Annotated in this window: 19 protein-coding genes; 6 read left to right on the forward strand and 13 right to left on the reverse strand. The window is 75.1% G+C overall.

The features are described from left to right. Positions 1-169: 169 nt before the first annotated feature. The gene (locus tag GV155_RS15380) at positions 170-1300 is read left to right on the forward strand and encodes a glutamate--cysteine ligase (RefSeq protein WP_201300191.1); all 1131 of its coding nucleotides are present in this window, start codon (positions 170-172) and stop codon (positions 1298-1300) included. Between the two features lie 16 nt (positions 1301-1316). Here the strand turns inward: GV155_RS15380 and GV155_RS15385 are convergent, their stop codons facing one another. From GV155_RS15385 to GV155_RS15395, 3 genes are read right to left on the reverse strand one after another with little or no spacing between them, the layout of a single operon-like run. Continuing rightward, positions 1317-2402 (reverse strand): DNA polymerase IV, encoded by a 1086-nt coding sequence (locus GV155_RS15385; RefSeq protein ID WP_160009359.1) that lies wholly within the window; start codon positions 2400-2402, stop codon positions 1317-1319. A 13-nt stretch (positions 2403-2415) separates the two neighbouring features. Next, the gene (locus GV155_RS15390; protein WP_160009361.1) at positions 2416-3516 is read right to left on the reverse strand and encodes an FUSC family protein; all 1101 of its coding nucleotides are present in this window, start codon (positions 3514-3516) and stop codon (positions 2416-2418) included. 54 nt (positions 3517-3570) lie between these two features. Then, positions 3571-4017, reverse strand: coding sequence for a hypothetical protein (locus GV155_RS15395; RefSeq protein WP_201300192.1), 447 nt, complete (start codon positions 4015-4017; stop codon positions 3571-3573). 236 nt (positions 4018-4253) lie between these two features. Here GV155_RS15395 and GV155_RS15400 point away from each other — a divergent pair, with 236 nt between their 5' ends. Beyond that, positions 4254-4916 (forward strand): hypothetical protein, encoded by a 663-nt coding sequence (locus tag GV155_RS15400; RefSeq protein WP_160009363.1) that lies wholly within the window; start codon positions 4254-4256, stop codon positions 4914-4916. On the opposite strand, the gene GV155_RS15405 is transcribed toward GV155_RS15400, so the two are convergent. The 6 genes from GV155_RS15405 to GV155_RS15430 form a co-directional block, all read right to left on the reverse strand. Beyond that, entirely contained in the window at positions 4843-6027 is a 1185-nt protein-coding gene (locus tag GV155_RS15405; RefSeq protein WP_236554351.1) for a glycerate kinase family protein, read from the reverse strand. The genes GV155_RS15400 and GV155_RS15405 overlap by 74 nt on opposite strands. A 41-nt stretch (positions 6028-6068) precedes the next feature. Beyond that, complete coding sequence (locus tag GV155_RS15410) at positions 6069-7613, reverse strand: SLC13 family permease (protein WP_201300193.1); 1545 nt, start codon at positions 7611-7613, stop codon at positions 6069-6071. Continuing rightward, positions 7610-9127, reverse strand: coding sequence for a sensor histidine kinase (locus GV155_RS15415; RefSeq protein ID WP_160009367.1), 1518 nt, complete (start codon positions 9125-9127; stop codon positions 7610-7612). Before GV155_RS15415 ends, GV155_RS15410 begins: the two co-directional genes overlap by 4 nt. Further along, the gene (locus tag GV155_RS15420) at positions 9120-9416 is read right to left on the reverse strand and encodes a small secreted hydrophilic protein (protein WP_160009369.1); all 297 of its coding nucleotides are present in this window, start codon (positions 9414-9416) and stop codon (positions 9120-9122) included. The genes GV155_RS15415 and GV155_RS15420 overlap by 8 nt, the downstream gene beginning before the upstream one ends. 111 nt (positions 9417-9527) lie before the next feature. Beyond that, positions 9528-10226, reverse strand: coding sequence for an HNH endonuclease family protein (locus tag GV155_RS15425; protein ID WP_160009371.1), 699 nt, complete (start codon positions 10224-10226; stop codon positions 9528-9530). 91 nt (positions 10227-10317) lie between these two features. Continuing rightward, positions 10318-11016, reverse strand: a complete 699-nt coding sequence (locus GV155_RS15430) for an HNH endonuclease family protein (RefSeq protein WP_236554352.1) — start codon at positions 11014-11016, stop codon at positions 10318-10320. A 90-nt stretch (positions 11017-11106) separates the two neighbouring features. On the opposite strand from GV155_RS15430, the gene GV155_RS15435 reads away from it, so the two are divergent. Beyond that, the gene (locus GV155_RS15435) at positions 11107-12573 is read left to right on the forward strand and encodes a WS/DGAT/MGAT family O-acyltransferase (RefSeq protein WP_160009373.1); all 1467 of its coding nucleotides are present in this window, start codon (positions 11107-11109) and stop codon (positions 12571-12573) included. Between the two features lie 2 nt (positions 12574-12575). On the opposite strand, the gene GV155_RS15440 is transcribed toward GV155_RS15435, so the two are convergent. Further along, positions 12576-13784: a site-specific DNA-methyltransferase gene (locus tag GV155_RS15440; RefSeq protein ID WP_160009375.1), complete on the reverse strand. Its 1209-nt coding sequence runs from the start codon at positions 13782-13784 to the stop codon at positions 12576-12578. Between the two features lie 46 nt (positions 13785-13830). Between GV155_RS15440 and GV155_RS15445 the strand changes: the two genes are divergently transcribed. Further along, positions 13831-14559: a matrixin family metalloprotease gene (locus GV155_RS15445; protein ID WP_160009377.1), complete on the forward strand. Its 729-nt coding sequence runs from the start codon at positions 13831-13833 to the stop codon at positions 14557-14559. A gap of 93 nt (positions 14560-14652) precedes the next feature. Here GV155_RS15445 and GV155_RS15450 read toward each other — a convergent pair whose 3' ends face one another. After that, positions 14653-15087 carry a PKD domain-containing protein gene (locus tag GV155_RS15450; protein ID WP_160009379.1) on the reverse strand — a complete coding sequence of 145 codons (435 nt, stop codon included), beginning with the start codon at positions 15085-15087 and terminating at the stop codon, positions 14653-14655. A gap of 434 nt (positions 15088-15521) precedes the next feature. Continuing rightward, positions 15522-16058, reverse strand: coding sequence for a hypothetical protein (locus tag GV155_RS15455; protein ID WP_160009381.1), 537 nt, complete (start codon positions 16056-16058; stop codon positions 15522-15524). A 450-nt stretch (positions 16059-16508) separates the two neighbouring features. On the opposite strand from GV155_RS15455, the gene GV155_RS15465 reads away from it, so the two are divergent. Both GV155_RS15465 and GV155_RS20815 read left to right on the forward strand, forming a co-directional pair. Beyond that, a complete protein-coding gene (locus GV155_RS15465) occupies positions 16509-17954 on the forward strand; it encodes an alpha/beta fold hydrolase (RefSeq protein ID WP_201300195.1) in 1446 nt (481 codons plus the stop codon). Between the two features lie 18 nt (positions 17955-17972). Further along, positions 17973-19229, forward strand: coding sequence for a phosphodiester glycosidase family protein (locus tag GV155_RS20815; RefSeq protein ID WP_160009385.1), 1257 nt, complete (start codon positions 17973-17975; stop codon positions 19227-19229). Here GV155_RS20815 and GV155_RS15475 read toward each other — a convergent pair. Next, positions 19226-19741 carry a hypothetical protein gene (locus GV155_RS15475; RefSeq protein WP_160009387.1) on the reverse strand — a complete coding sequence of 172 codons (516 nt, stop codon included), beginning with the start codon at positions 19739-19741 and terminating at the stop codon, positions 19226-19228. The two genes, GV155_RS20815 and GV155_RS15475, sit on opposite strands and share 4 nt — an antisense overlap. Positions 19742-19756 lie beyond the last annotated feature (15 nt).

The following is a 19756-nucleotide window of genomic DNA, read 5'->3' on the forward strand; positions in this document are numbered from 1 at the left end:
GGGCAGGGGTGCGGGGGCGTGCGGCCTGGTGGCCGGACGCCCGAGAACGGACGTCTCTCATCTCCTCGATGGTCCCAACCCTGACGGTCGTGACCAAACCGTGACGCGGCGCGGGCCGGTGATGTCCGCCACCTCGCCTCGTCGCGGTGCGTTGTGGTCCGATGACGGGGTGCGCATCGACTTCCACGCCTCGCCCGAGCCGACCCTCGGGGTGGAGTGGGAGCTGGCCCTGGTCGACAAGCACACGCGCGACCTCGACAACCGCGCCGCCGACCTGTTCGCCGCCGCACGCCCCGTGCTCCCGGACCCCGGGCGCGTCCACGAGGAGCTGCTCCGCAACACCGTGGAGGTCGTCACGGGCGTCTGCCGCACCACGGCGGAGGCCGTCGACGACCTCCGCGGGACCCTCGGCGCGCTGCTCCCGGTCGCCGACGAGCTCGGCCTGGACCTGTACGGCGGGGGCACCCATCCGTTCGCCCGCTGGACGGAGCAGCAGCTGACCGAGGGCCACCGCTACGCCGAGCTGATCAACCGCACCCAGTGGTGGGGCCGCCAGATGCTGATCTGGGGCGTCCACGTCCACGTCGGGCTGCCCGCGCAGGAGCGGGTGATGCCCGTGCTCTCGGCCCTGCTGACCTTCTACCCGCACCTGCAGGCGCTCTCGGCGTCCTCCCCGATCTGGGCCGGCACCGACACCGGGTACGCCTCCAACCGCGCCCTGATGTTCCAGCAGCTGCCGACGGCCGGGCTGCCCTTCCAGTTCCAGCGGTGGGAGGAGTTCGAGTCCTTCGTCGACGACCAGCTGACCACCGGCGTCGTCGACGGGCTCGGCGAGATCCGGTGGGACGTGCGGCCGGCCGCCCACCTCGGGACGCTGGAGAACCGGGTCTGCGACGGCGTGTCCCGCGTGGACGACCTGAGCGCCCTGGTCGCGCTGATGCACTGCCTCGTGGTCGACCTCGACCAGCGGGCCGCGGCCGGCGAGCGGCTCACCGTGCTGCCGCCGTGGCACGTGCAGGAGAACAAGTGGCGTGCCGCCCGCTACGGCCTGGACGCGATCATCGTGGTCGACGAGCGCTCGACCGAGCGCCTGGTCACCGACGACCTCGCCGACCTGCTCGACCGGCTGGCGCCGACTGCGGCGCGGCTGGGCTGCGTCGACGAGCTGGCCTCGGTGGAGGACCTGGTCGCGCGAGGGGCCTCCTACCAGCGGCAGCGCCGCGTCGCGGCCGCGCACGACGGGGACCTGGTCGCGGTCGTCGACTCCGTGGTGCGCGAGCTGCGGGACGGGCTCGGCTGAGGCGGGTCAGGTCAGGTCAGGTGTCGTAGCCGCCGGGGGGCGGCACCATCTCCAGGCGCACCCCGAGCAGCCGCACCGGCCGGGCCCGCTCGTCGGCGTCGAGACGGTCCAGCAGCGCGACGGCGGCGTCGGCGACGACGCCCGTGTCGTGGGAGGCCTCCGGCAGCGTCCGGCTCCGGGTCAGGGTGGTGAAGGGGCGCAGCCGGACCTTCAGCACGACCCGGGCCACCGGCCGGCCCTCGGCCCGGACGTCCTCCAGCGCCAGGGCGGCCAGGCGGCGTACGGCGGCCGCCACCTCGGCGGCGTCCTCCAGGTCGACCTGGAACGTCTCCTCGCGGCCGCGGGCGCGTGGCACCCAGGGCGTGTCGTCGACCGGGCTGGTGTCGACGCCGCGGGCCCGGCATCGCACCCAGGGACCGGTCCGCTCCCCCAGCCGCTCGGCGAGCAGGTGGGGGTCGGTGCGGGCGAGGTCGGCGACCGTGCGGACGCCGAGCTCGGCCAGCCGGCGGGCGGTCGTGCTGCCCACCCCGGGCAGCACCCGCACCTCCCGCTCCCCCACGACCGCGAACCACGTGTCGTCGTCGAGGTGGAAGACGCCGTCCGGCTTGGCCAGGTCGGTGGCGACCTTGGCCTGGAGCTTGTTCTCCCCGATCCCGACCGAGCAGCGCAGCCCGGTGCCCGCGTGCACCGCGGCGCGGACCCGTTCGGCGACGGCGTGCGGCTCCTCGGGCTCGGCGAGCACCGGGGCGTGGGGTGAGCGGGCCAGGAAGTCCTCGTCCCAGCCGACCACCTCCACCACGAGCGGGGCACCGTCCCAGGTCTGCGCGCGCAGCACCGCGACCACCTCGGCGGACGCGGCCTCGTAGGCCGGCTTGTCGACCGGCAGGAAGACCGCCTCGGGGCACCGGCGCGCCGCGACCCGCAGCGGCGTGCCGGAGCCCACGCCGAGCGCCCGCGCCTCGTACGACGCGGTCGCGACCACGCCCCGCTCGGTGGGGTCCCCGCGCCCGCCGACCACGACCGGCCGCCCGGCCAGCTCCGGGCGCCGCCGCACCTCGACGGCCGCGATGAACTGGTCGAGGTCGACGTGCAGGACGCTCACCCGCTCGTGCCGCTCAGGAGCCGCGCGGGGGCGGGATGGCGTCGGTGGCCTCGAGCTGCTCGAGCCCGGTGACCATCAGCAGGTCGACCACCAGGGACCGGAGCTGGGCCAGGATCGCGTCGGCCACCAGCAGGTCGCTGCGCTCCAGGGACCCGCTGTCCTCCGCGACCCGGAGCAGCGGCACCCGCGCCGCGACCGCGAGGTGGTTCTCGGTGAGCTCGGCGGCGATCAGCTCGACGGCGTCGGCCAGGTCCGCGGTGAGCCGGGCGTAGCTGTCCGGCACCGGCAGCCGGTGGTAGGCCGCGACCGAGGTCTGCCGCACCAGCACGCGGGTGGTGCGCAGGGACCGGTCGAGCGGCTCGACGAGCTCGGCGACCCGGCGGACGCCCGGCTTGTGCCGTCGTCGGAACGGCGACACCGCCACCATCGACATCCCCTCGTCGGCGGCGTCGCGCAGCTCGCGGATGAGGTGGTCGGTCGAGCGCGCGTCGGCCAGCAGCTCCAGCGCCTCGTCGGACTCGCCGTCCTGCATCACCTCCGAGGCCGCCCGCAGCAGCCGCGCCACCTTGCGGACCACCGCTGCCGCGTTCTCCCGCGGTCGCCGCAGCGCCGCGGCCGGCACCAGGGTCGCCGCGAGCAGGGCCACCCCGCCACCGACCAGGGCGTCGAGCCACCGGGTGAATGCCGTCGCCGGCTCGGCGACGAGCGCCACGATGATGATCGACTGCACCGCGGACTGGGTCACGAACAGCTGGGTGCCGGAGAGCCAGATCCCGGCCGACATCGCCAGGCCGATGACCAGCGACATCTGCCACCAGCCCGAGCCGAGCCCCAGCACCAGCAGGTCGGCCAGGAAGATGCCCACCGCCACGCCGAAGGTGATCTCGGCGACCCGCCGGAGCCGCTGGCCGTAGGAGGTCCCCAGCCCGACGACCGCGGCGATCGGGGCGAAGAACGGGGTGGGGTGCTGGAGCAGCTCGGCGGAGATGAACCAGGCCGCGCCCCCGGCCAGCGCGCACTGCGCGACCAGGAACCGCTTGCTGCGCAGCCGCGCGCGACGCGCCCGCAACGAGGTGCGCCCGCGCTGCCACGCACGGTCGAGCGGGGGCTCCATGCCCCCGATCGTGCCAGAGGCGCGACCGGGGGCGCCCGCGGTGCCGGGCTGCGGCTACTGCTGCCGGGCCCAGCGCAGGGAGAGCTTGAGGTCCCCGAGGTCGCGATACCAGGTGGCGACCTCGACGCGGCAGCGCACCCGGGCCACGCGCCGGTCGTACTCGCCGCACTCGGCGCGCGCCTCGGAGTCGGTCGGCGGGGACAGCGTGCTGCCGTCGTAGCGGGAGATGGTGAACCCGTCGAGGGCGCTGCCGCTGACGCCGACGACCGTGTCGGCCGGCGGAGTCCACTGCTGCCGGGCGGTGCGGGCCGGGACGGTCCGGCCGGTCGCGGTGACCGGGCCGGACGCGCTGGTCGTCGGGACGAGGACGCCGGTGGAGTCGGCCACGGCCGGTCCCCCGGTGGCCGCGGTGGCGCCGGTGCCGACCAGGACGAGCCCGGCCAGGAGCAGCGCCACGGCGCGGGTGCGGGAACGGGCGGTGGTGACGGGGGACGAGAGCACGGGGCCTCCAGGTCTGGGGGTCGACCGGCCCGGGTGGGCGGGTCGTGGCGACCGGTCGGTCCGGTCTGCCCCGGACGCTAGGGAGATCCGGTGGCCCGGCGACGGCCGTCGTACGACGTCGGTGGAGGAGGTGCCCGCAGGCGCCGCTGTGGACGACACCCGGCCGGTCCGCGAAGGGGTGAGGAGGCGCGGAGGAGGGTTCCGCGGGTCCCCCGTCACCGCCCGAAGGAGAACCCGTGCAGCTCTACGCCGCCTCCGGACCCCGTCGCACCCGCCAGGTCGTCCTCGACGGTCTCCTCCTCTGCTGGGTCCTGGTGGCGGTGTGGCTGGGCGCGCAGGTGCAGGACGCCGCCGGGGCCGTGGCCGACCAGGTCTCGCGCGTCGACTCCGCCGGCTCCAGCCTGGCCGGCGGCCTCACGCAGGCCGGCGACGTCCTCGACGGGACCCCCCTGGTCGGGGACGAGGTGGCGGCCCCCTTCGACAGCGCGGCCGGCTCCTCGGCCGACCTCGCGCAGGCGGGCGCCGACACCGCGGCGTCGATCGAGACCGCCGGCCGGTGGGCCGGGGTCGGCACCGCGGTGGTGCTCGTGCTGCTGGTCGCACCCTGGTACGTCCCCGGGCGGCTGCGTTTCGTGCTGACCGCGAGCCTGGTCTCGCGCTACCTGGCCCGCGAGGGCGACCCGGACCTGCTGGCGCTGCGGGCACTGGCCCGCCAGCCCGTGGGCCGTGTCGTGCGCCGGGTGCCGGACGCCGCCGCCCGCTGGCGGGCCGGCGACCCGGAGGCGATCAGCGCGCTCGCGGCGATGGAGCTGCGCGAGCTGGGCGTCAGACCGCCGCCACCGCGCAGCCGACCAGGACCAGGCGCATCATCCGTTCCGCCGCGTCGGCCAGGAGGTTAGCCCCGTCGGCGACGGCGTCCTCGAGCGGCATCGGGACCGTCAGGATCGAGGCCAGGGCGTCGATCCCCACGTCGTGGACGTCGCGCGAGCCGTCCCCGATGCTGCCGGCCAGGGCGACCACCGGCCGGCCGTGCAGCTTGGCCCGGCGGGCCACCTCGGCCGGGATCTTGCCGCGCGGGGTCTGGAAGTCCACCGCGCCCTCCGCGGTGACGACCAGGTCGGCGGCGCGGACCATCGTGTCGAGGTCGACGTGGTCGAGCAGCACCTCGAAGCGCGGCAGCAGCCGGGCGCCCAGCCCGGCGGCGAGGCCCGCACCGAGCCCGCCGGACGCCCCGGTGCCCGCCCCGAGGCGCAGGTCGGTCGTCCCCGCGTCGGCGTGCCCGCCGTGCTCCTCGAGCAGGTCGGCCCACCGGTTCAGGCCGGCCTCGAGCTCCTCGACCTGGGCCGCGGTGGCCCCCTTCTGCGGCCCGAAGACGCGGGCCACGCCGCGGGGGCCGAGCAGCACGTTGTGCGGGTTGCAGGCCACCCGCACCTCGACGCCGGCCAGGCGCGGGTCCAGCCCGTCGAGGTCGAGACGGGTCGCGTGCCGCAGCGCGGAGCCTCCCCGCTCGACCGCGTGGCCCTCGGCGTCGAGGACCCGGGCACCCAGCGCCTGGAGCGCCCCGGCGCCGCCGTCGCAGGTGCCCGAGTCGCCGCACCCGACGAGGATCCGCTCGGCACCGGCGTCCAGGGCGGCGCGGACCAGCTCCCCGACGCCGTAGGTCGTCGTCGCGCCCGGGTCGCGCTGGTCGCGCGGGACCAGCCGCAGCCCGGCGGCCGCGGCCATCTCGACCACCGCCGTCACCGGGCCGGGACCGCCGAGGACCGCGACGTGGCTCTCGACCGGTCGGCCGACCGGGCCCGTCACCTGGACCGGCACCAGGCGGCCGCCGGTCGCGGCCGCCATGGTGGCCGCGGTGCCCTCACCCCCGTCGACGAGCGGGACGACGTCGAGGTGCGCCCCGGGCAGCACCCGGCGGATGCCGCCGGCGATGGCCTCGGCCACCTCCTCGGCGCTCAGCGACTCCTTGAAGCCCGAGGGGGCGATCAGCACGCGGTGGGGGACGGTCATGGACATGGTGGCTCCTGGGTGGTGGGGGCGGGACGGGTGGCTCAGCCGCGCAGCGGCAGCCCGAGCAGCGGCCACACGACGAGGGAGAAGAGCAGGACGAGGGCGACGGAGACGGGGCCGAGCACGGCGGAGAGACGCAGCAGGTCGCGCGGGGAGTAGGTCCCGACCTCCTCGACCTTCGCGAACAGCGCGACCGGCTTGGCCGACGCCGGGAGCGTGTGGCAGAAGCCGGCCGCCGCGGTCGAGGCGAACGCGGCCGCCGCCGGGTCGATGCCGGCGGCCGGCGACAGGGCGACCACGATCGGCACCAGGACCGAGGACCGGGCCGAACGGGACTGCACCACGAGGTGGAGCAGCGTCGACACGACGACGACCACGACCAGGAACGCGATCCCGGCACCGCCGCCGGCGACGCTGCCCAGGGTGCCCTCGGCCAGCCACTGCGCGGCTCCCGAGGACGTCAGCGCGGAGCCGAGGGCCAGGGTCGCGGCCAGGAAGAGCAGCAGCGACCACGGCGCCGACCTCAGCGCCTCGCCGAGCCCGACGGCGCCGAAGCGGGGCGAGGTGGCGACCAGCGCGCCGAGCAGGGCGACGATCGCGGGGTGCACCCCGTGCAGCGGCTCGGTGCACCAGAGCCCGACCGCGGTGGCCACCAGCAGCGCGGCGCGCGACTCGGCGACGCTGAGGGGTCCGGTCACCGGCGGCCCGTCCGGGCGCTGGAAGTCGGTGACGGCGACCGAGACCCGCGTACGCCGGGTGGCGCGGTCGGTGAACAGCACCAGCACGACCTCGGCGGCGACGTGGGAGGAGACGACCGCCAGCGGGAGGCCGAGGACCAGCCAGTCGACGAAGGTGAAGCCCTCGCCGGTCGCGGTGAGCAGCACCTGGCTGGTCACCAGGTGCGCCCCGGCACCGAGCAGGGACCCGACGGCGCTGAGCAGGATCACGGTCGGGAAGAGCAGCGCGAGCGCCCGGACCAGTCGGGGCACGTCGCGCAGGACCCGGGCCAGGGCCAGGAACACCGGCAGCGCCAGCGCGGCGCGCCCCGACGTCGAGGGCACCGCGAAGGTGGTCACGACCAGGGCGGCGGTGGTCAGGTGCACCAGCTGGCGCGGCGTACGGGCGGGGGCGACCATGAAGGCCGCCGCACGGTCGGCGAGCCCGGAGCGGGTCACGCCGGCGGCGATGACGAACGCCCCCAGCAGCAGCCACACCGTCTCGTCGCCCAGCGTGGCGAAGAAGGCATCCGTGCTGAGCACCCCGGTCAGCACCAGCACCACGGCGGCACCGAGCGCGACGTAGGTGTCGTCCAGGGCCGTGAAGACCCACAGCCACACCGCGAGGACGAACACCACCAGGGTGGTGCTCCCGTCCCGGCCCAGTCCCGCGTCGCGGTCGCCGACCGCGGCGACCAGGCCGACCAGCAGGACCAGGCCGGCGACGGCCAGGAGCAGCCGGCGCAGGGTGCGGGAGCGGAGCACGGCGGCGACGGTCACGACCTGGGGCGCGGACGCCCGGGCCTCGGCGGCCGGCGGGCGGGTCGCCAGGCGTACGGGCGTGGGGACGTCGTCCTCGGGGGCGCTCACGAGGCGCCTCCGGTCGCAGGACCGTCGTCGACGGGCCCGTCGGCGGGCAGGCGGAGCCCGAAGGTCGCACCCTGCCCCGGCGCGGTCTCCAGCCACAGCGAGCCGTCGTGGGCGTCGGCGACCGCCCGGACCACGGCCAGGCCGAGGCCGGGTCCGGCGGTGCTGTCGTCGTCCTCGTCGGGGGCGGGCCGCCCGTCGCGGGTGGTCTCGCCGGGGCCGACCGAGGGCCGGTCCAGCGCCCGGCGCGCCTGGGCCGGGGTGAGCCCGGGGCCCTGGTCGCGCAGCGCCAGCTCCAGCTGGTCGGCTGAGGCGTCGGCGGTCCGCACGGCGGCGTCCAGGGTCACGGTCGTGCCGGCCGGCGACTCCTGCGCCGCGTTGCGGGCCAGGCGTACGAGCGCCTGCGTCACTCGCCCGGGGTCGACGACCACGAGCCGGTCGGGGTCGGCGACCGGGGTGGCGACGACCTCGTGGGTCGCACCGACCTCGCGGCGCACGCGCTCGCGGAGGTCGTCGACCAGGGAGCCAAGACGCACCGGGCGCGGGGCGACGAAACCAGCCTGCTCGGCGACGGCGAGCACGCCGAGGTCGTCGAGGATGGTCTCCATCCGCGCCACCGCCTCCAGGGCCTCCGGGTCGCCACCGCTGCGCTCGCGGACCGTCGCCAGCGCGGGTCGCAGGTGCTCCCCTGCGGAGGCGGCGAACCTGCTCTGGGCGGTGAAGGCCTGCTCGAGGCGGTCGAGCATCCCGTTGAAGGTGGAGGCCAGGGCCGAGACGTCGTCCCGGCCGGTGACCGGGATACGCTCACCGAGCTCGGCGCGGGTGACCCGGGACGCGGCCCGCCGCACGTCGCGGACCGGACGCAGGATGGCGCCGGCGGCGACCCAGGCGATCGCGGCGGTGACCAGCAGCCCGCCGAGGCACACCGCGAGGACCACCAGCATCTGACGGTCCACCTCGGCTCGGTCCTCGGTGGTGCTCACCGCGACCAGGAACACGCCGTCGGGGTCCGCGGGGTCGCCGATGCGGACGGTGCCCCAGCGGTAGGGCACCCCGTTCTCCTCGTCGATGCCCGACACCTCCTCGGACGTCGCGTGCTCGAGGGTGTCCTCGGGGTCCTCGACGAGCCCGACCGGGTCGGGGACGTCCTGGACCAGCAGCGCGGCGGACCCCGTACGCCGGGGGTCGATGCCCAGCAGCACCTCGTCGCTGCCGGGGAACTGCCGGCGCAGGTGCAGCTCGAGCAGCCGCTGTGCGTCGTCGACGGGCTGCCCCGTCTCCGGGTCCACCCCCTCGGCGGCGAAGGTCCGGAACTCGTCGGCCTCCTGCAGGACGTCGTCGTTGGCGTCGCGCTCCACCTCGGCGAGGGCGGCGCTGCGCAGGGTGAGGACGACGGCGACCAGGCCGAGCGTGGTCGCCAGCAGGATCCAGGCCACGATCCGGATCCGGCCCGGGACCACGGAGGTGTCGGGACCGGCCGCCGTGGGTCGCTCGGGTCTGCTGCGCCGCTCAGTCATCGCCGTCCCCGGCGGTCTCGTCGTCGTCCGCGTCGTCCGCGTCGTCGTCCGCGTCGTCGTCGAGCGGGACCGACGGCGACGGCGTCACGACCCGGGGGCCGCCGTCGTCAGCCGGGGCGGACAGCTGCTCCGACGGCTGGCCGGTCGGGTCGGTCCCGACGAGCTCGACCGGCTGGTCGGGCATCGCGGGCGCGCCCGGCCGGTCGGCGAGCGCCTGGCTCCCGACGGCCAGGGCGAGCGGCAGCACCAGCAGCGCCACCACGGCACCCACCCGGCTCCAGATCCCCACGGGCGTCCCCCTCGTCGTCGTCCCTCCCGCGCGGTGCGGGAGGGACGATTCGACCGGGACCGGATGAGGGGTCGGTGAGAGGGACGTGAGGGAAGATGAGAAGCAGGTCGGTCAGCGGGCGCGGGTGACGGTCACCGTCACGTCGCTGCAGCCCCCGGCCACGTCGCGCAGGGTCTGCTTCTCGGCCGTGTCGACGCTCAACCGCCAGCGCAGCTTCACCGCCACCCACTCGCGGACGTAGCGGCAGCGGTCGTAGGTCGGCTGCCAGGTGGTGGGGTCCTGGTCTCCCTTGGCCTGGTTGACGTCGTCCGTCACCGCGACCAACGAGCGGCCGTCGCCGAGGTCGTTGGCGAAGGACTGCCGCACCGACGTCGTCCACGAGCGGGCCCCGGAGTCCCAGGCCTCGGCCAGCGGGACGAGGTGGTCGATGTCGAGGTCGGCGGGGTCGGTCCACGACACGCGGTCGTAGTAGGAGAACCAGCGACCGCCGCTCAACGAGCAGCCGGACCCGACGGTCACCGGGTCGTCGGCCTCGGCCACGAGGACCTCGCGGCGGGTGTCGCACCCGTCGCCGTCCGCATCGACCCAGTGCTGGAACAGCCCGCGGTCGTAGCCGGTGCGGACCTCGGTGGCGACCGGGAGGTCGGTGACGGCCTGGCTGAGGGGAGCGGAGTAGTCCTCGGCCTGCGCGGGCGGGCCGAGGAGGACCAGCGACCCGGCGAGCAGCGGTGCCAGCAGCGCTGTCGCCGCGGTGCGGAGCAGGGAGCGTCGGGGAGAGGGCAGGCGTGAGCGGGTGACCCGAGATGTCATGGCAGCACCCTGGGGCGGGGCGCGGGCGACCCGCAAGAGCCGGCACCGGACCGTCACGCGGAGTTCACCGCCCCACGCCCGGGTCGGGGCGTCAGCGGGCGCGGGTCACGCGTACCCGTGGGTCCCCGCAGTCGCCGGCCAGCCCCCGCAGGGCGCGGACCTCCCTCCGGTCGACGCTCAGCCGCCAGCGCAGCTTCACCGCGACCCAGTCGCGGACGTAGCGGCACGGCCTCAGGTCGGGCCGCCACTCGCGGACGTCCTGGTCGCCCTTGCTCGCGTTGACCTCGTCGGTCACCGCGACCAGCGCCCGGCGGTCGCCGAGGTCGTTGGCGAAGCGCTCGCGCCTCGCGTCGCTCCACCGGCGGGCGCCGGAGTCCCACGACTCGGCGAGCGGGACGAGGTGGTCGATGTCGAGGTCGCCGGTCTCGGTCCAGCTCGCCCCGTCGTACGGGGACCGCCACCGGCCGCCGCTCAGCGCGCACCCGTCCCCCACCGTCGGGTCCTCGACGGCCTCGGCGAGGAGCACCTCGTCGCGGGTGTCGCACCCGTCGCCGTCGGCGTCGACCCAGTGCGTGTAGAGGTCCCGGTCGTAGCCCTCGCGACGCTCCCGGCGCACCACGAGGTCGCCGACCGCCTCGCCGAGCCGCGCGTCGTACACCGCGCCCGCTGCGCCCGTCTGACGGCCGGCGGGGGCGGGTGCGCCCGGCGCCGCCGCCGAGGGGACCAGCGGCGCCGCCAGGCCCGCGACGAGGACCAGCACGGACAGCGGGAAGGAAGGGCGTCGACTCACCCGGGTGATGCTGCCAGTCGCCACCGACAGGGGAGGGGTTGTGGCGCCGGTCACGCACAGGCAAGGATCCACACGACGAAAGGTGGTCTCGTGGTGCTCCCCCTCGACCCGACGGCGTCCGCGTTCCTGTTCGCGGAGAACCGCCACATGCCGATGCACGTCGGCGCCCTGCAGCTGTTCGAGCGGCCCGAGGGAGCCGGCGACGACTTCGTACGACGCCTCTACGAGGACGCCCGCGACGTCAGCGAGCTCAACCCGCTGTTCCTGCGCCGCCCCCGCCGCTCGAAGCGGCTGGGCGGGCAGTGGATCTGGGAGCCCGACGACCAGTACGACCCCGAGCACCACGTCCGCCACAGCGCGCTGCCCCAGCCGGGCCGGATCCGTGAGCTGCTCGAGCTGTGCGGCCGGCTGCACAGCACCCGCCTGGCCCGGGAGCGGCCGCTGTGGGAGGCGCACGTGATCGAGGGCCTCGACGACGGCCGCGTGGCGCTCTACACGAAGGTCCACCACAGCCTGATGGACGGCATCTCGGCGGTCCGCCTGATCGGTGGCGTGCTCTCCGAGGACCCGGCCGAGCGCGGGATGGAGGCCGCGTGGGCGGCCTCGTCGCTGGCGAGGATCGAGGCCCGCCGCGCCGCGGCCCGGGACGACGCCGACGACGGGTCCGACGGCGAGGGGTCCGACGGGGACGGCGGCCGTGGGCTGCTCGACCTCCCGGTCTCGGTGGTCCGCTCCGCCCTCGGCATCTCCGCCGAGGCCGCCGGCATGCCGGCGGCGCTGCTGCGGACGCTGACCAAGGGCGTGCTCGACCAGACGTCGTCGATCTCCCTGCACGCCCCCCGCACGATGTTCAACGCCGAGATCACCGGCGCCCGCCGCTTCGCCGCGGAGGACTGGCCGGTCGAGCGGCTCAAGGCCGTCGCGCACGCCTCCGGCACCACGCTCAACGACGTCGTCCTGGCCATGTGCAGCGGCGCGATGCGGACCTACCTGAACGACCTCGGGGAGCTCCCCGACAGCTCCCTGGTGGCGATGGTCCCGGTCGGGCTCAAGGCCAAGCAGTCGCACCTGGCGTCCGGCGACGGCGGCAACGCGGTCGGTGCGGTGATGGTGCGGCTGGCCACCGACCTCGACGACGCCGGCGACCGGCTCTCCACCATCCACGCCTCGATGCAGGACGGCAAGGACGCCCTGGCCTCGATGACGCCCGCGCAGATCGTGGCGATGAGCGCGCTCGGACAGACCCCCGCGATCCTCACGCCGATGCTCAAGCTGCAGGGAGTGGTGCGCCCGCCGTACAACCTGATCATCAGCAACGTGCCCGGTCCGCGGGACACGCTCTACTGGAACGGCGCCCGGCTGACCGGCAGCTACCCGCTGTCGATCCCGATCAACGGCATGGCGCTCAACATCACCTGCACCTCCTACGACGGCAACCTGGCCTTCGGGCTCACCGGCTGCCGGCGCACCGTCCCCCACCTGCAGCGGCTGCTGGTGCACCTCGAGGACGAGGTCGCGGCGCTCGAGAAGGCGGTCGGGGTGCCCGGGGCCGCCTGAGGTCAGCGCGGATCGGGGCGTGATCCACAGATGGTTGAAAAACCTGTGGAAAAGGCCCTCTCGTGGTACCCGCCGCCCACGGCGTCCGCCACCGCCGCCAGGCGCGCCCGCGTCACGTCGGCGACCGTGGCGTACCCCGCGTCGTAGGCCTTGGACCCCGGCCGGGTCGCGACGTCCTGGTCCACGCTGAGGCACGTACGGGTGCCCCCGTCGGCCGCGTTGGCCAGCGCGACGGCGTGGCCGGTGCTGCCGCTGCCGGCGCAGAAGTCCAGCACCCGCGCGTCGGCGGGCATGGTGTCGAGGACCCGTCGCACCAGCCCGGTCGGCTTGGGCGACTCGAAGACCGGCCCGAGGAGCTCCTTGAGCTCGGCGACCGCGGTGTCGGTGGAGCCGACCTCCTCGGCGAGCCAGACCGTACGCAGCTTCTTGCGGCGGCCCTCGTGCAGCCAGTCCCGCTGGAAGACGTCGACGCGGGTCCCGAGGACGCCGCGGATCTCGCGGCAGACCAGGTCGTCGGAGCGCTCGTCCATCCGTGGACGGCTCCACCGCCAGACCGCCGGGGTGCCGTCGCCGAAGACCGGCAGCAGCTCCACCGCCCCGTCGAACGGCGTCGTGGCCACGCGACCCGAGGCGGGGTCGCCCCACACCGGGAAGTGCAGCGTGCGTGCGGTGCGGGGGTTGAACTTCTTGTTCGTGTTGCGCAGCGGCAGGTGCCGGAAGCGGCGCCCGTCGGCGTGGTGCTGCGGGAAGTCGGCGGCCTCGACGGTGTCCGGCGTGCTCGCGTCGAGCACGCACCGCCGGGCGTCGCGGGCGTAGGCCAGCAGGTACTCGTGGCTGGTCGCGAAGCCCCGTCCCAGCTGGCGGCCCTTCGGGTTCAGGTTCACCACGACCTGCGCCAGCAGGTTCGCCTCCCCCAGCACCTCGTCCATCAGCAGCCGCAGGTGGGCGACCTCCCGGTCGTCGATGCTCACGAAGAGCGCCCCGGTCGGGTGCAGCGCCTCCCGCGCCGCCTCCAGGCGGGGACGCATCCACCCCGTCCACGCGGCGTGGTCCCCGAGGTCGTCGGCGTAGCTGAACGCGTGCCCGGTGTTGTAGGGCGGGTCGACGTAGACCAGGTCGAGCGACGCCGGCGGCAGCGCGCGCAGGACCTCCAGGTTGTCGCCGGCGACGAAGGTGTTCGTCACCGGCCCTGCGGCCCCCGCCTGCGTCATGCGCGAAACCCTAGGGGCCGTTGGGTGGCTGGGCGATGATGGAGACGTGCTCCCCCCGCAGCGCCAGCGCACGCTCACGGTGATCTCGGTCGTGGTCACCACCGTCGCCCTGGCGGCCTACCTCGCCCTCGCCCCGGGCACCGCGGCACGCGTGCGCGCCCTGGTCGGCCTGGAGGGCACGGCCCGCCCGGACTCGCCCGGCACGCCCTACACCTTCCTGCAGCAGGACCCCGTCACCCAGGAGCCGGTCGCCTGGGACCGCTGCCGCCCGATCGAGTACGTCGTCAACCCCGCCGGCGCGCCCCCCGACTGGCCGACGGTCCTGGGGGACGCCGTCTCGCGGATGGAGCGCGCCTCCGGGCTGACGATCACCTCCCTCGGCGAGACCGACGACCGCGACTTCGAGGACCGCGACCCGACCGGCTACTCCCCCGACCCGGTCCTCCTCGGGTGGGCCGACGAGGACGAGGTGCCCGACCTCGCCGGCGACGTCGCCGGGATCGGCGGCGCCGTGGCGACCGGTGACACCCGCGGCTTCCGCTACCGCACCGGCGCGATGGTGCTCGACAGCGACCTCTTCGCCGACCTCTCCGACGACGGCCGGCAGGACGTGGCCGTCGCGATCGTCCTCCACGAGCTCGGCCACGTCGTCGGCCTCGACCACGTCGACGACCCCGGCGAGCTGATGAACGCCGAGGGCGTCGCCCCCCGCCCCCGCTTCGGCCCCGGCGATCTGAAGGGGCTCGCCGCCCTCGCCGACGTCCCCTGCGGCTGACCGCCGAGATGACGCTCGCGGACAGCCGAGATGACGCTTGCGGCGCCTCGAGGTGACGCTTGCGGACAGGTGCGGCGGGTCGACCCCGACCGGTCACCCCACCAGGGTGGGCCTGGCCTCCACGACCTGCAGCGGCTCCGGGCCACCGGCGACCGTCACGCTGCCGGGCACCGGCGCGAACGGGCCGCCCTCGACGCTGAACTGCGCCGTGTAGGTGACGTCCACGCGGACCTCCACCTCACCGGCGCCGAGGTAGCGGTGGGTCACGTCGAGCTGCGGGTACGCCGCCCCCGGGCTCGTCGTCTGCAGGCTCTGCCCGTCACCGAAGACCCAGGTGTACGACGCCGCGCTGATCTGCAGGTCGACCTGCTGGCCGAGCAGCGTGATCGTGCGGTCCAGGTCGCCGGCCGCGGTGAAGAAGTTCGTGTCGAAGTTGACCAGCGTGCGGCCGTTCGGAGGCTGCACCTCGATCACGGCCGCCGGCAGCGGCACCCGTCGCAGCGCCTCGGCGACGAGCCCGGACGTCACCTGCGGAGGGGCTGGAGCGGCCGGCGCTCCCGGCACTCCCGGCACTCCCGGCGCCGCTGCCGCTACGGGTACGGGGGCGGCCGGGTCGGGCGGTGCGCAGAGGTCGCTCGGGTTGGCACCGAGGGACGTCGGCACCGACATGCACTCGAACGGCAGGGCCATCGGGAACGCCTCGGTGGGGGCCGTGGCGGCCGGGTACGTGGGGCCGGTCGGGGTCGCGCCTGGTGCGGATGCGGGTACGGCCGCAGGTGCTGGTGCTGCGGGCGCGGCGGAGGCGGAGGAGGTGTTCGGAGCCGGATCGCTGCCGAAACTCTGCTGACTCTGGAAGTGGAACTCGTCGTGTCCATCGACACTCGTGGCGGTTAAGCCATCGTCTGCCGTCGCCGGAGCTACGAAGAGGGCGAATGCCATCACGAAGACCAGAGAAAACGCTCTCATGACGCTAGGAACACGATGTTGGCGATGCGCCTAGGCCCTCCGGCCTCAGTCAGAGTGAACCGAAGATCCCGAGTCGAGGCCGGGTAGCTCACCGGGTCGCTACCGGCTTCGTTGACCGTAGTTCCGGCTGCCGAATCGACTCGTACATCGATCACCTCGGAAGCAACGGGCAGTACTTCACGCACTTCCCAACCGGGGGTGTCATACGAGCCCCCAGCGGAGAAGACGTCCTCAATGCCCAACTCGAAGTTCTCGCACCCCCTGCAATCAGCTGTCGACAGCGCCGACATCGCGCTCGTGTCCCCGTCCTGCAACGCCGCGTTCCGCGCGTCGACCCACGCCCGCACGGTCTCTTCGCGGGTCAGCCGCTCCGGCGCCGCTGACTCGGATGGCGGCGCAGTCGGCGACGCGCTCGGCGACGCCTGATCGGTCGGCGGCGCGAAGCGCGGCTCCGGGTCGCCCCCGCACGCGGCAGCACCGAGCAGCAGGGCGGCGACGGCGCCCGCCGTACCGACGAGCCTGTGTCGTGCCATGCGCATCCTCCGAGATCCCTCGGAACTCCCCGGGCCGGGTCGGACTGCTCGTCACGCTAGACCGCTCACTCGGCCCCGGCCCAGTCCTAGGACAGGATCTGTGGACAAGTGCGTGACCGAGGTCACGGTCGACCGTTGTGCCTTTCATGACCGCTCGCCTTCCCGTGATGCTCGGCTCCGCGCTGCTCGCCGGAGCGCTCGCGTTCCCGGCCACCGCCACCGCCAGCACGGCCACCGCCACCACCGCCANACGCGGACGACGTCCTCGGGGGCCAGGCTCTGGCCGAGGTCGTGCCAGGTGATCTCGGGGGCGAGCGCGTCGAAGACGGGCGTGCCGCGGGTGCGCAGCTCCTCGAAGGCGCCGACGAACTGGTAACCGCCGCCGTAGCTGCCGCCGATCGCACCGAGCCTCGGGTCACCGGGCGCGTCCTGCTGCACCCAGCGCAGGCGATGACCACCGACGGCTGCCTGACCAGCGTGCCGGACCCGGGCACGGACGAGCCGGTCGAGATCTGCTGGACGCTCTTCCGTCCCGCCGGCGCGGACCGCACCGCCCCGGTCCCGATGATCATGCACAGCCACGGCTGGGGCGGGTCGCGGGAGACCGAGGCGTCGGCGTTCAACGACTTCCTGAAGCGCGGGTACGGCGTGCTGTCGTTCGACCAGCGCGGGTTCGGCGAGTCCGGCGGCCAGGCCCAGGTGATGGACCCGGCCCACGAGGGGGTCGACGTCCGCCGGCTGGTCCGCATGGTCGCGGGCCTGCGCTGGGTGCAGCAGGACGCGCCCGGTGACCCGAGGCTCGGTGCGATCGGCGGCAGCTACGGCGGCGGTTACCAGTTCGTCGGCGCCTTCGAGGAGCTGCGCACCCGCGGCACGCCCGTCTTCGACGCGCTCGCCCCCGAGATCACCTGGCACGACCTCGGCCAGAGCCTGGCCCCCGAGGACGTCGTCCGCGTCGAGTGGGCCGCCGCGCTCGGCGCCGCGGCCGTCCCGACCGACGCCCTGCCCGTCGGGGTCTACCAGGCGCTCGTCGAGGGCGCCGTGACCGGCAGCTGGCCCGACGGCGACGGCCCGCTCGGCACCGACATCGAGGCGTTCATGCGGGACAACGGACCGCGCTACCAGGTCGCGCAGGGGCGTCGCCTCGACATCCCGGTCCTGCTCGGCCAGGGCACCACCGACTCCCTCTTCCCGCTCGAGCAGGGCTTCCGCAACTGGCAGCGGGCGATCACCCCGGCCGCCCGCCGCGACAGCATCTTCGTGGGCTACAACGGCGGCCACGTCCTGCCGGCGCTCTTCCCCCGCGGCATCGACGTCACCTCCGACCCCTGCAGCGCCCGCCTCGCCGGCGGCGACTTCCGCGCCCTGTCGCTGCGGTTCTTCGCCGAGCAGCTGCGGGGCCGCGACACCGGCCTGCGGGGCTACGGCCGCTACCACCTCGCCACCCGCGACAGCACCTGCACCACCGTCCGTACGGTGGCCGCCGACCGCGCCGTGGAGATCGGGACCGTCCGTACGCCCACCGTGGCCGGTCCCCAGGTCCTCACCCCGGTCCAGGCCGGACCGGTCCGCGTGGCCGGCACGCCCTACCTCACTGGCGACGTCACCACCCCGACCCCGGGCAGCCGCGCCTTCTACGGCCTGGCCGTCGGCACCAGCCCGGCCGACGCGACCCTCGTGCAGAACAACGTCCTCCCGCTCGACGAGCCGACCGCGCTGACCGATCAGCGGCGCCGCGTGGACCTGCCGTCGGTGGCCGTCGACGTGCCGCGCGGGCAGACCCTCTACCTGCTCTCCAGCCCCGTCAGCGACACCTTCGTCGGCATGGGCGGGCGGGTCCCGGGCCTGGTCACGATCGAGGACGGAGTCGTGCATCTTCCCCTCGTGGGCCGCTGACCCACCTACCCTGACCCGGTGCGCGCCCCCCGCTACGCCGCCGCGCTCGTCGCGGCCGGCCTCGTCACCCTGCTCCCGCTGACCACCCACGGCGCGGTCGCCGACCCGGGCGACCCCGCCCCGAGCCGTACGCCCGCCTCCTCACCCGCAGCGCCCGCCGACCCGGCGCCCGGGGAGTACCGGCACTCCTCCGACGGCGTCGTCGGCGAGATCGCACCCACCGTCCCCCCGGCCGCCCGCGGCCGCGTGACCAGCCGGCAGCTCCGCTCGTGGCAGGTCGCACCCGGCGTCACCGCCCGGTCGTGGGAGCGCACCGACTACCGCGGCAGGGTCCGCTACCACCTGGTCCGGGTCGACCCCGACCAGCCGGGCGTACGCCTGGACTACGCGCGGCGCGGGAAGGTCCGCACCACCGCCCCGCTCTCGCGGATCCTGGCGGTCGACGAGGCCGTCGCCGGCATCAACGGCGACTTCTTCGACATCAGCCGGACCGGCGCCCCGCTCGGCACCGGGCTGGACCTCGACCGCGGCCTGCTCCACGCGCGGGTGCAGTACTGGAACGAGACGTTCTACCTGCGCGGCAACGGGTCCCCCGCGATCGGGACGCTGCCGATGCGGACGACGATCACCCAGCACCCCGACGTCCGGGTCACCAACTACAACGCCCCGTGGGTCATGCCCGGCGGGCTCGGCGTCTACACGCGCACCTTCGGCGCCCAGCCGGGGTACGACGCCGTGCAGGGCCAGCGCGCCGACCTCCGCGTCGTGCAGGTACGCGACGGCCGCGTGACGTCACGCTCCACCAGCATGCCGACCGGCGGACGCGTCCGCGGCACGATGCTCGTCGGCCGGGGACCGGGTGCCGCGGCCCTCGCCCCCCTCACCGTCGGCTCCCGCGTGACCGTGCAGCCGGGGGTCCAGGGCCGCACGACGATGGCCATCACCGGTGACGCCGTCCTGCTGGCCCGGGGCAGGGTGCAGGTCACCGACGACGGCGAGATGCACCCGCGTACGGCGGTGGGCATCGACCAGGACACCGGCGACGTGCTGCTCCTGGCCGTCGACGGCCGCCAGGACTCCAGCCGCGGGCAGACCATGGTCGAGCTGGCCCGGGCGATGAAGCGGCTCGGTGCCGAGAAGGCGCTCAACCTCGACGGCGGGGGCTCGACGACCATGGTCGCGCGCCGCAAGGACGGGTCGACCGGGGTCGTCAACTCCCCCTCCGACGGCGCCGAGCGACCGGTGGCCAACGCGCTCGAGGTCACCTACCGCTAGAACGGCACCGCGGCCAGGGCCACGAACGTCACCGGCACCAGGCACTGCACCGTCGCCTTCGGCGGGACCGCCTGCGCCGACCAGGCGAGGCCCCCGCCGCCGTTCAGCAGCACGTCGGCGGGCTCGTCGCACCCGATCGACACCACCCCGGCCTGGAGCTCGAGCCCCCTGGGCACCGTGACGTCGTCGATCGCGGTGCGCAGGCGGCCACGCTCGGGGTCGTCGAACCGCGCGACGTACGCCGTCGCGTCGGCCGGCAGCACCACCGGCGTCAGCGTGGTCTCGACCGTGCCGCCCGCGGCCGGCAGCGCCACCACGTCGAGCAACCGTGCGCGCGGCGTCCGGTCGGGCGTCGGGGTGGGGTCGGGCGTCGGGATGCTGCTGGGTGCGGGTGCCGGGTACGGCGACCCCGCCGTGTCCGACGGGTCGTCGGCGTCCCCGCCGCCGCAGCCGGCGAGCAGCAGGGTCAGGGCGGCCAGGGCCGGTGCCGTTCCGTGTCGTCGTCCTCGCATGGTGCTGAGACGCTA

Source organism: Nocardioides sp. AX2bis (genome assembly GCF_902506435.1).
Lineage (GTDB): Bacteria > Actinomycetota > Actinomycetes > Propionibacteriales > Nocardioidaceae > Nocardioides.